Below are 13,288 nucleotides of genomic sequence, written 5' to 3' on the forward strand. Positions count from 1 at the left end.
TTAGAACAGGTATTGTTCGTCGCCTTCTCGTCGGCGTACTAAGAGGTAGTCGTCGGATTCGCTGAAGAATGCATCGACTCCTCGTCCTCCGTCGAGTCGGTCTTTGGCCCCGTCGCCTTGGATCGATGCGGACAAGTCGGCGATCAAGTCGGCGAGACGATCGGCGACACTGTCGGTCGATCCGGACCAACGGGTCAACAGCGAGTCCACGTCGGTCTTGCCGGGATCGGGGGTGAGTTCGTCACCGATGAGCAAGTCGTCGTCGTCACCGCCGGTCAAGCGGTCGGTTCCGAGTCCGCCGATCAGGATGTCGTTGCCGTTGTTACCTAATAGACGGTCCGCACCGGCGTCGCCTTGCAAGTAATCATTGGCACCGCCGCCGGTCAACTTGTCGTCGCCGTTTCCGCCGTACAGACGAACGGGAATCATCAGTTGGCGGTCGGTAGAGATATCGTCGTCGCCGTCGCCGCCGTAGACTTCGATACGACTGATGTTGTCGTACGTCGTTCGGGTCCACTGGTTGAAATCGTTTCGGACGTGGACTTCGACTCGATTCGGTGCCCCTCGCAGCGCGACCAAACGGATGTCGTCGGCTTGGTCGGTTCCGCCGATGATCAAGATCCGCATACCGACGTTGGCCGGATCGTCGACCAAGGACGCGGAGCCAAATGTGAGCGGCAGGGTCGCATTGGCGAAACCGTGTTCGTTGTCCGTCATGGCGACGGAAACGTTGAACGTGCCGGCCGAGGGCGGCGTGAAGCGGAACGTGTCTCCCGAACCGCCGGCGATGACTTTGCCGTCCGCATCGGTGACTTCCCAAACGAACGTGGCCGTGGCACTGATCGGCAAATCAGTAACGGAGACAAACAACTCGGTCACTTGTCCGACGACGCCGATCGTGGTGGGAGGATCCAGTACGATTGTGCGGGCGACCGGCGTGGGCGGGTCGACGTTGCCGGTGTCTTCGGGTGTGGTACCCGCGTTGTCACCGATGGACCAAGCCGAAGCATCGACCGAACCGACCGCGGCGTCGAGGAACAGACGTTGTTCGACGGCGGAACTGCCGGTGAAGCGGCGGTCGCCCAGTTCGTCGTCAAGATACCCACGAGGTTCGTCGGCTCCGTCGTCGTAGGCGCGGTCTTCGGCGGTGACCGATCGAATGTCATCGTCGCCGTTACCACCACGCAGGATGTCGGCACCATCGCGTCCATTGAGTTGATCGTCGCCGGTTTGTCCGAGGAGCTCATCGGCACCGTCGCCGCCGTCGAGTTCGTCTTCGTTGGTGATCACGGTGACCTTGGCGAAGACAGGCTGGTCGAGCAAGCGTCGCAGCGAATCGTCACGGAAGCCGGTTTCGAATTCGACTCCGTCGAGGGTTTGGTAAACGGTCGGCGCGTCAGCGAACAACGGACTGACGATCGAGCCATGATCGCCCAACATCACGTCGTTTCCTTCGTCACCATCGAGTTCATCGTTGTTCAAGTCGAAAACGCTATCGATTTCGCCGTGACGTTTGGCGGGCAACATGGTGTCGCCGATTTCAGAACGTAAACGAGCGGTGGTCGCGTCGGCCTCATAGCGTGCGGTCGTGGCCAAGCGTTCTTCGACGGAAAGTTCCGTCAAGAGGGCACGCAGGTGTCGTTCCAGTTCGCGTGTTTCCAGCGGCGTCGTCGGCGTGGTGCTGACCAGTGGCGTGACGAGGTAACCGTCGTCGCCGATCATGCTGTCGTTCCCGTCGCCGCCATGGAGTTCATCCAAATCCCATTGACGGTTGACACGCGGAACAAAGGCGATCCGATCAAGCGTGGGACGCAGCGACAGTTGTCGAACGACGTCGATCACGCGAGCGTCTCGGCGGGCGGCGAGGGCGGCTTCATTGGCGATTCCAGCCGTTCGCAAGGCGTCGTTGAGTAGGTCGGTTTCGGCTACGGTTAACCCCAGATCGACGGGCGTGCTGGGCAGATCGCTGGCGTTTCCGTTGACGATCGGCGCGATCATCGTGGCGTTGCCGCCGACGATTGTGTCGTTGCCTTCGTCGCCGAACAGGTCGTCTTCGTTGAGATTGAGAAGATGCAAGTAGACATGCTCGATCGAATTGCCGCTGAGCACGGGTAGGCTCGGTCGCGTCGTCCTGGCATCATCGATCAGGACATCGATCACGCCCAAGTGAGCGACGCCCATCAAACCGATCGCGTCGACGGCGAGTGTTTCCAGATCGGCGAAATAACGCTGCAAAGCGAGGGCGTCGTCACTCGGGGATGTGATTCGTGGCAGGCGATAAACTCCATCGTCACCGGCGATCAAGTCGTTGCCGTCACCACCGGAAATCGTGTCCGCTCCGATTCGGATCTCGTTGGCTCCGATGTCGTCGCCGTTGATTTGTTTGCGAACCAGTTGATGGTCCATCGCCATCGCGTCGAGGGCCGTCATGATGGTGGCCATGGCGTTTTCGACCGAGTCGATCGTGGCATCGAGTGTCGGCAAGCCGGTGCGCAGTTCATTGCTGATCAACAGGTTATCGCCGAAGAGCAAGTCGTCGTCGTCACCGCCGTTGAGGGAGTCGTTGCCTTGCAATTCACCGGCGTGGCCGAAGAAGTGCGGCAGGGCCAACAGCGAGGGCGCCAATCGGAAACCGTCTTCGGTCAAGATCGCGTCTTCGTTGGCCAGCGACTCGAGCACGGGATTGAGCGACGAGACGCGATCCCAACGAGGCGGTTCGGAGACGAATCCGCCGACGCGTGCGACCATTTCCGCCGCGACGACGTGACCGTCGGGATGCAAGTCGAGTCGCAGCCCGGTCCAGTCGTCGGCGAGGGCGTCGACGCCGATCAATCGAATCGTGTCGAGCATCTGCGGCAGGTCGGTCCAGGCACTCGGCAAGTTGACACCTTGATCGCCGATCACGACGTCGTCGCCAGCGTCACCGCCGAGTGTGTCGTTGCCACGGTCGCCGATGATGACGTCGTTTCCGTCGCCGCCATTGACGATGTCATCGTTGGCATCGAGCAAGTCGACAAGGATCGCGACGGTTTGCCATAACCCGGTTTGCGGGTCGTTGCTCTTTTGTCCGAGTCCCGTCGCCGCTGGCAGATGAACGCCGGCGAACAGAATGCGGTCGGCGGCCAATAGTTGTGCCGCCAAGTCGGCCGGCGGGTTGTTCAAGTTGACCGGGTCGATCGGAATGATGTTGGTGACCGTTCCGATTTGCTCGGTGACCATGTCGCGGTGCCAAACGCCGTCGGCGTTGAGGCGTGGAGTACCTTCGGGCTGCGCCGAATCGGGACCGTGGAAGGCTCGCAGGATCTGACCGGCATCACCAAGAATAAAGTCTTGCCCGGCTTCGCCATGCAGGGTGTCGTTACCGATGCCGCCGATGATTTCGTCGGACTCATCGCCACCGTGAATGGTGTCATTGCCGCGTTGACCGATGAGAATGTCTTGTGCGCCATCGCCGTACAGTTCGTCGTCGCCGCCGATCCCATCGCGATCGTCGTAAGCATTGATTTCGCGAATGACGATCGTTTCGAACGGTGCCATGTAGGTTTCCCAAGTGCCCAGTTGAACACTCAGCAGCGTTCGTTCGATCAAACCGTTGTCACCCAAGATGACGTCTTCGTCGTCGTCACCGTGGATCAAGTCGTTCGTATCGTCACCGAAGGGAACGTTGTGTCCGCCGACCAAGTCGTCTTGTCCGATGCCGCCGTTGATGATGTCGTAACCTTGGCCACCGAAGACAAAATCGTCGCCTTCGTCGCCGTTGATCACGTCATCACCGCCGCCGTCGGCACTGGTGATGAATCGGCTAATCACCCGTCGATCGACGGGGCGTCGGAAGTCGACTTCGGCGTGATCGCCCAGAATGATGTCGTGGCCTTCGTTGCCATGGAGCGTGTCGTTGAAGCTGCCGCCGATGATCGTATCGTTGTCTTCGCCGCCGTAGATAATGTCGGCACCGCCGATGGTCGGATCGATCGTGATGATCTGATCAAGCGTCGATAAATCACCGTCGAGACGATAGTCGATCGATCCGTTATCACCGAGCAGCACGTCCAAGCCGGCGTTGCCGTTGATCGTATCGTCGGCGGCCCCACCGAGGACCACGTCATCACCACCGCCGGCGACGATCATGTCGTTACCACCGATCGCCGTGGCGGTCGTTTCGATGAAGATCAAATCGCCGGTCGCGTTGAAATTAGCGATGCCGTTATCACCCAAGATCACGTCACGGGCGTCGCCGCCGGTGATGTTGTCGGCTCCGAAACCGCCCAAGAGAATGTTGGTCGAGTTGCCGGCGGTGATCGTGTCGTCGCCGCCTTGGTCGTGTACCGTCGTTTGCACGTCGGTGATGATGCCGGTCGTCGTGTCGAAGTTGGCAACACCTTCATCGCCGAGGATCAAGTCGGCGACGGTGTCACTGCCGGCGAGCAGGCGGTCGCCGCCCGCACCGCCGAGGATAATCTTGCGTCCGACGCCTGCGGTGATGAAGTCTTGGCCGCCGTTTTGCCAATCAATTGTTTCGGCGAGTTCGAGAATCCCGAGCCCCAAACCGACGGCGAGTCCGTCGGCGTGGAAGAATCTCAAGCGTCCGTTGTCACCGACGAGGATGTCCGATCCCGATTCTGGGTTCAATACTTGTTCGTCGCGACTGTGGTTGATGTAGTCGGTTCCGAAACCTCCGAAGATACGGTCGTCGCCATCGTCGCCGGTGATTTGATCGTCGCCGCCGACGTCGGTCGATTCGCTTTGCGCGGTCACGACGGCGCGGTTGGTCAACAACAACATCGCGAGCACTTCGGGTGCGTCGTCGTCGGTTTCGGGCGTGTCGGTCCCGGTCGCCGCGATCACGGCTTCTTTGGTGATACTGCCGTGGTCACCGAAGATCAGATCGTTTCCGTCGTTGCCGAACAGATTGTCATCACCGCCGGTGATCGAATCGTAGTTCACCGCATAAGACAGGCCACCGACTTCGATCGAACGGAATGCGTCTTCTTGTTCGGTCGTCAATACGACGGGCGCGACAACGATGTCGAGTACCTTGAGGGCCCGATCGAATCGCGTGGTCAGGTCGGCATTGAGTCCTGAGTCGCCCATGATTTGGTCGTCACCGCCACGGCCGAATATGGTGTCATTGCCGCCACCGCCGAGCAACAAATCGTCGCCGTCGCCGCCGTCGATCGTGTCATCGCCCAAGCCACCGTAAACGGTCACGCCGAACGTCGACGTGATGTTGAACACGTCGTCACCATAGTGGTCGTAAGCGATCGAATTGCCGCTGCCGATGCCGGCGATGCCGGTGTAACGGAAGCCGTCCTGGAACGTATCGCCGAGCAGAATCAACGGCGCGTCGACGTCATTTTCGATCAACAGATCACCATCCACACCGAGTGGTTGTAGCACATCGTCGATGGTCGCTTGGGTAACGTTGAAAATGTCTCCACCACGAACGCCGTCGTTGGTGTTGCCGCCACCGTGAACGACGGTCATCGTGCCTGGTGTGGTCGAGGTGATGTTGATCGTATCGTCACCGCTGCCCAACATGACTTCGACAACTTCCAAATCGACGTAACTGATCCCGGCCGGCACGATCGTGTCGGGATCGCCGCCTTCGCCTTCGACGACGACGACCTGGGTACCCATACCCAGTCCACTGATCCGTCCGGCGGACATGTCGACGGTGTCGTCGGTGACGCTGCCATCGTTGAAGACCAGCAACGTATCGGTTTGGACGTTCTCATTGGTCGGATCTTCTTGGTCGGGCAAAACGCCTGCAGTCTCGCCGGGCAGCATGATTGCGACAGTAATGACTTGGTTCCCCGAGGATCCTTGGCCGCCACGGATCGTGATCGGTCCCTGCATCGCGGACAGCAGGTGCCCGGCATAAGCGAATTGTTTGGTCGGTTGACCGACCGGTTGGAAAGTCGGATCGGCGGCGACATCCACGGTCACCGGCAACCACCAATTCGTCGCGTCGAACTCGATGTAGTCGGGCCCGCCGTCGACACCAGCGATGATCCGTGAGGGTACGGCGTTGGAGGTCAAGATGGTTTGTCCGTCTTGCAGCAACGGGATGCGAACGATCGCATCGGTCGCGACGCCACCGGCCGGGATCTCGGGAGCTTTGGTCAAGCGGATCGTGTAGCTGTCGGTGACGTCGCCGTTCTTGGAGACGATCGTTTCTCCGTCGCTTTGTTCGATGAACGCGCCCGCGGTTTCGTCGTCGTGAATGTCGACATTGACGGTCGGGCCGGTCGTGTTGAGTAGGTACTCCGCCGGGCCGCTCTGAATCGTGTGCGTGACGACCCGAGTCATGAAGTTCTCTTTCACGCCATCGTTGTTGGCTCGCACCGTGACAACCTGAGGCGTGTTCCAATTGCTCGCGTCGAACGTCAACGTCGTGATCGGATTGCCGAGCGAATCAAAGAACTCCAATTCGGAACCGTCTTGGCCGAGTTCGATCGTCACTTCGGACGAGTTGCCTGGACCCTCCGGTGCCAACAGATCGGGACGTTGAGGCTCGGTGGTCAACTGGACCGTGTAGGTGTCGTCGATCCGTGTGGTTGCGTCGCCTTCCAAGACCGTCGTGTCGACGGTTTCTTGGATGATCAAACCGCCGATGTCGTTATCAAACACCTTCACCTGAACGTCTTGCAACGGCATGCGGAAGAAGTCCGGATGGGTCGACAGCACCGAGTGGCTGATTTGACTCAGCCGTTCGCCTTCGATCGCCAGGTCCGACTTGCCACGGACGAGGACTTCGTGAGTCGCCTTCCAGGTACCGTCGCTACTTCCATCAAAGACCACGACGGCCGAGGGAACCCAGGTGGTTCCGCCATCGGTCGAGATCTCGAGCGATTCGCCTTGGCGTCCTTGTTCGTCACGGTTGCCCGTTGAGGCGACGGCGGCCGAGATCGTCACATAGACGAACTGGTTTCGATAGTCGTATGCCCCGACACCGGTTTTTTGCCGATCGATGACCATTTGAATCGTGTAGGAATCGATCGCGTCGGCGGGCGTCAAGGAATCCTCGATCACGACCGTGGAGCCGCCCGATTGAGTGATCGTGATCGCACCGGCGACGGTACTAGCGGTGACGCCGCTGCCTCCGCCGCTACCGGCGACGGTCACGTTGACGCCCGGAACGATCGCCCCGTCATATTCCTCGTCGACGTCGCTCTCGCTGCTGTGATTGATCACGGCACTGTTGCCACGATTGTCGGTCGAGACAATGTCCGTCACGACGTCGCCGCCGATAGTGATCGTGTCGCTACCGAGCCCGCCGATGATCGTGTACGAAACACCCGCCCGGGTGCCGAGGACATAGAACGTGTCGTCGCCTTCGAGGCCATCGACTTCGATGGCTTCTTCGACACCGTCGACCGTGACGTTCAACCCGGCTCCGAAGACGCCGTCTTCGGTCAACACGAACGAGTCGGGGCCTTCGGTTCCCACGGCCGTGACCGTGTCGGTGCCGTCGCCGCCGTTGATGCTGACCGGGGCGTTGATGTTGTATTCGATCTCGTCATCGCCTTCGCCGCCTTCGACCGTCGTTTTGCCTTCGATCAAGAATGCGCGGATCAAGAACTTGTCGTTGCCGCCTTCGCCTTCGAGCCGAATCGCCGCCTTGTTGCTGAAGACGGTGAACAGGTCAGCCCCGTTTCCGCCATAGATCACCATCGGCATCGAGATGCCGTAGCTCAAGAAGCTTCCGTTGGCGAGTTGTTGGGTTCCGATCGAATCGTCTGGTCCGAGATCGCCGCTGACGTCGGGATCGAACCCGAACACTTGCCCGATTTGGAACGAGTCGTCTCCTTCGCCGCCGTCGAGCGTCGTGATGACGGAATTGTCATCGCTAACAAAACTGTCGTTGCCCCCGAGAGAGTTGACTCGCAGACGCCCGTTGATCGCGTCGGTGTAGTCGATGCGTTCATAGGTCGACTTCAATCCGTCTTGGTCGTCCGGTTCGGTGGGGTCTTCTTGCAAGAGAGCCAGGAAGTTGGTTCGCAACAGGAAGAGATCTCGTTCGGCGGTACCAAGAACCAAGATGCGATCGGCTCCGTCATCGGCGTCGCCGGTGTCGTCGACGGAGATACGTTCATCGCCTTCGCCGTCGAGTGTAATGTTGATGACGTCAGTGCGTCCGCGACCGTCGATGTAGTAGCGATTGGTCGCCAAGTGTTCGATGAACATCGTGTCTTCGTCTTTGCCGCCAAAGATCCGCGTGATCGGTGCGGCGATGTTGGACAACACGTACACCAACGCGCCGGTGTTGTCGTCAATGTCGCGAACATCCACATCAGCGTGATCGATGTCGTTGTAATCGGCTCGGATTTCGACTTCACGATGAACATCAATCGTCGGATGATCGTTCGGTCCGCCGCTGGTCCGAATCATCACATCATCGCCGACATGCAAGATCAAGTTGCCTTCCGTATCGGGCGCTCCGTCGGCGACATCAACCGTGATGCTCGATTGGGTATCGATCAATAAATCCTGCCCGGTCGACGCCAAATCAGGCAGCGTGATGCGAACGTCGCCACCATCGGTGTTGACGATCGTGCCGATGACCAGCGAACCGGCGATGTCACTGACATAGATCCCGTCGGTCGCGGACGCATTGAGTCGTTCGGTTGGATCGGCGGGAACGGGGTCGGTATCGGGCCGGGTCACGTCCACCACCACGTTGTAGGTGGCTCGTGAATTGATTTCCAAATCGTTGGAGCTCGTTCCAATGCTTCCCGAGTTTCCGTCTCCATCGCCAGCAGTCAAGTTGACCGTGTTGCCGGTCACGTTGATGAGTGAATCATCGTTGACATCAAGCAAACCGCCAACGCCGACCAAGGTCACGTTCGCGTTCAAACTGGTGATCGTATCGATCAGCATATCGCCGGTCGTCTCGGTCAACCAAATCGACGATTCCGCTTCGGCGTTCACGCTTCCTGGGACAGGCGTATTGATGTCGGCCGTGTACGAGGTGTCGATCAAGATCGGCTTGATCGCCGTTCCGATCGTGGAATTGGCGACGCCGCGGGTGTCGATGACGAGATGACGGGTTTGGACGTGCGGATCGCCGGCCAAGTCGTCGTCGGTGTTGAGCAATCGCCCGTCAATCACGGAGCCTTGCGTGAGCAGGGTCGTGGTCGCCGAATTGGCCAGCAATTCGACCAACTTCAGTTCACCCAGGATATCGAACTGGGCGATCGTGCCGTCGATGTTCAGACGACCGATTTGGGTGGCGATGTCATTGCGAACATACACATTGCCCTGAACATCACCGAAGATGTTATCGCTGACGCGGAAGTCAACCGGCGCGAGAGCGGTGCCCACATTCCCACCAATGAGTAGTTCGATCGTGTCGGACTTGACGTTCCAATCGGTCGGTTGTCCGTTGCCGAATTGTTCGAACAACGATCCCGTGGCGACCAGTCGCACGGCGTCGTTGGATTCCAGTTTGCCGATCGTCAAATCGCCGTCGGTGACCGTGATGTCGATCAGGCTATTGGAGAACGCTCGCGAAACGGTGAGGTCATTGAAATTGAATAGCGTGCCGTTGATCGTTTCCGAACCGGAACCTTGAATGACGCGGAACGCACCGTCGACGCTTCCCGAAAGTTCACCAAGGGTGCTGACCAAGACGCGGAACGGATCGTTTTCGCCGGCCGTGGTTCGCAGGTTGACGGCGCTAATGCTGACGTCGCCGCCGGCGATGACGGCGGCGTCACCGTGCAGGTTATCGATCAAGCCGTCGTCGGACGAGACGCGGACGTTTCCGCCGGTGTGAATTTGTTGCACGTACAGGTCGTTGGTCCCGTAGAGGGCCACGTCGCCTTCGGCCAAGACCAAGATGTTCCCGGTCGTGGCATCGGAGTCCACCGTCACGGTGATGGTTTCCACGTTCACGTCGTCGACGATTTGCGCCGTCATTCGCTCGGGCGTTCGGTTGTCGGCGACCCACGCTCCGGCGCTCATGTCTTGGGCGAACGGTGTCGTGATCACGCTGCTGATCGCTTCCCAACGATCGGTGTCGGAGAAATCTTCGGTGGCGAATTCGATCCGTTCGGAATAGTTCTCGCGAGTTTCTTGGGCTTCCCCTGGGGTCATACCCGTCGTATCGGTTTCCGTATCGAGGACGAGGAAACGATAAAACTGAACGGTCCCGTCGTCGTCCAAGTCGGTCTGCATTCGAACGATCTGTGAATGCCGAACGATGGACGCGGTATCGAGCCGATTGTCAAAGTTTGGCGTGACCGGCGTGGTGGTGAAGTTCTTGGTTTCGACGTCAGGGGTTCGCAACGTCCATCGCGACGTGTCGTTGAAGTCTTCGCTCGACAGTTCAACCACGACGGCGGGATCCCCGTCGGCGACACCGATGAACTCGAAGACGCCATAGTTGTCCGGGTCGTCTTCGTTGAGGACGTGGTCGCCATGAGCGAGCGTGACGCTGGAGATGTTCTCAGTGACACCGTCGTCGTTCGTGTCGACGATGTTCCTCAGAACGATGCGACGCCACTTACCGGCATCGCTAAAGTCGTCGTTGTCGAAGTCGTAGGTCGAGACCGTATCGCCGAGGTATTCGTAGGTGACATAGTGAACCCCGATGATGTCGTCGACTTGCGTTCGCGATAGGAACGAACGGTTTTCGGTCCACAGGTCGACGGCGTCTTGGTATTCGGCCGCGAGCAGTTGCGGCGGGTCTTGCGTGTCCATGAAGTCGAGTTCACTGGGCAGCGCCAAACCGTTCTCCAGATCGAACGAGCGGACTTCGGAAAGTTGTCCCAAACGACCGGTCGGCGGATTGACCGCGTCGTCGGTATCGCAGATGTGCAGTTCGATGACATTGGCTTGAATGTTCAAGGTCTCGCCGGTCGCGGCAGCCGAACCGTTGTTGATCTGATCGACCAACGGGAATAAGGCCCGCGTCAAGGTTCCCGACAGAGGGCTGGCGAATCGATCTTGAGGGATCACTCGATCTTCACGTCGGGTTTGACGATCATCGGGCAACCCGCCGACACCTTCAGGATTGACTTCGGGGATCAAGATGACCTTGTTCGGGTCGTAGGTGACACCGATTTCAGCGGCCGTCAAATCGAAATCTTCGTTCGGGTCGTGCCCGTCGGGGGCGGGACCGGCGTCGGTCGTGTAGTCGAACGTGACGAACGACAACGGCGACAAATCGCCGGGAGAGTTGTAGAAATCAACCAACGCCCCACGTCGATAGATCGGCGGGTCGGGGTTATCCGGGTCCATGAAGTCGTAGTCGGCGTCGAAGTGCGTCGGGATAATCGCGGCATCGGCACGCGAAGTCGCCAGACGGAACGAAGTATCGCTGTCCTTGACGACGTAGAAGATTTGTCCGTCACTGACGCCGAGTTGCATCGGACGTTCACCGAGATACTGACGCAGTTCGCCGCCGTCGTTGGTGACGAAGTCGCCCGGCAGGATTTGCAAACTCTCGCCGAACCGCATCTCGGACGTGTTCGTTTGCACGCGGATTTCGACATAGTTGTCTTCGTCGGTGAAGTCGATCTCGTGAACGTTCACGTTGATCGCATTCTCGCCGATGTATTGATACTGTTCACCGGCTTGGTTGGTGATCACGTTGCCGGTCTGCAAGAGAACGTTCTGGGGTGATGCCGGATCGTTGTCTTCGACGATGACGGATTGAAGGGTCCAGTCGATCGGATCGAGCGTCACGGAATCGGCAATACCGGCATTGGGGCCGACGTCACCGACAAAGCCCGAGGCGAAACTGAGCGAGATCTCGTCGCCTGTTTCGAGACCGTGAGGCGTACCGGTTGTGATCGTGCTCGTCGCCAGATCGATGCCGGCGAGGCCGTTGATCGTCGACGCCACCCCATCGACGATTTGTCGTTGGGTTTCTCGCCAATAGCGATGGTAATTGTTGGTCAGACGCGATTGATCGTTGATCATCGACTGTTCAACGGTATCACGCGCGTTGCGTCCGGTGATGGCGAGTTGTTCGTCGAGTTCGGCGATCTCTTCGGGGGTCGGGCCGGCGAAGGTTTCGACGATGCCGTCGCGGATATCGCCGTTGTTAGTAGCCAGGAACACGCCGCCGGTGAGTGAGCGGACGGCGATGCCGACCAACTCTTCGATCGGTTGGCCCGGTTCGATTTGGCTGTTGTAGTATTCCGGCGAACTGAGGATTAAATCACCGGCGGTTTCTTGGATGTAGATGTCCGTTTCGGCGAACGCGGCGAGTCCTCCGGTATCGGCGACGCCCGCTTGATCGCCGAAGCGATTGCTATCGATGCGGACCGGATCGGTGGCGCTGCCGATGCCGCCGATGCGAGTGCGGATCTCGACTTTGTCACCCCGGACGTGCCAACTGTCGGCACCAAAGACGCTCGGTTCCCGTTCGGCGTCGGGCTTAACGACGACTCCGTTGGCGGCGGTGATGAAGACGTCGCCGTCGGCGTCGATGCGATCGATCGTGATCACACCGGGGTCTTCTTCGACGACGACGCTCGAACCGGACATCGGATCAAAGAACGCGGAGAAACCCATCATCGGCAACGGTTCGCCCGAGGGTCCGCCGACGGCGTTCGGGTCGGTCGGCGGATTGGGACCGATGGTGTTGTCGCCGGGTGATGCGAGTGATTGATCGTTGTAGCTGAAGCTGGTTTGCTTTTGCGCCGTCGTGGTGTTGGTGATCCCGTCGATGCGGACGGTTCCTCCAGCGCTAACGGTGATCGGGCCGTTATTGGTTTCGACGTTGACATTGATGTCGCCACCGGAATGCAGTTCCGGAGTGACGCCAAAGAAACCGATCGTGTCGGCACCGACGATATCTCCGTCGGAATGCAATACAACCGTGTTTCCCGCGTTGGGTAACGGGTTTCCGTTGGAATCGAGATTCCGTGGCAGACTGATGTCGCCCTGCAGAATGATGTCGCCGACGCTATCGATCGAAACGTTGGAATGGGTCGCGCCACCGATGAACGAGATGGAGATCGCGTGATCCGCTTTGAGCGTTTGTGTGTAGTAGTCCGTCAAACCGGTGATCGTGGTGACTTCGGTGTGGATGGTTTTCTTACGCAACCAGCCACCACCGGTGGTCCAGCGACGACGACGTTCACTTTGGTTGGCGAAGTCACTGCCGACGACGTTGGTCGGGAACAAACCTGCTGCGTTGCGTGAAGGCGGTGTCGAGGAAACGTCGTCCCATAGTCCGGCGTCGCCAAAGTTTTGGTTGGCGAGAACAAGTTCGGTCGCGGCACCTTTGTAACGGTAAAACCGAGTCGGCTGACCGTTGACGAGGCCATTGACA

1 protein-coding gene (only partly in view) is annotated in these 13,288 nt (G+C 59.1%); it reads right to left on the reverse strand.

Going from position 1 to position 13,288, the window contains the following annotated elements; all coding sequences use genetic code 11:
- Positions 1-13,288, reverse strand: the 3' portion of a protein-coding gene (locus Pla100_RS03285; RefSeq protein WP_146576204.1) for a hypothetical protein. 14,279 nt of this gene lie beyond the right edge of the window; 13,288 of the gene's 27,567 nt are visible here — the last part of the coding sequence; its start codon lies beyond the right edge, outside the window; the stop codon is at positions 1-3.

Origin of the sequence: Neorhodopirellula pilleata (assembly GCF_007859915.1) — a bacterium.
Taxonomy (GTDB): Bacteria; Planctomycetota; Planctomycetia; order Pirellulales; family Pirellulaceae; genus Rhodopirellula; species Rhodopirellula pilleata.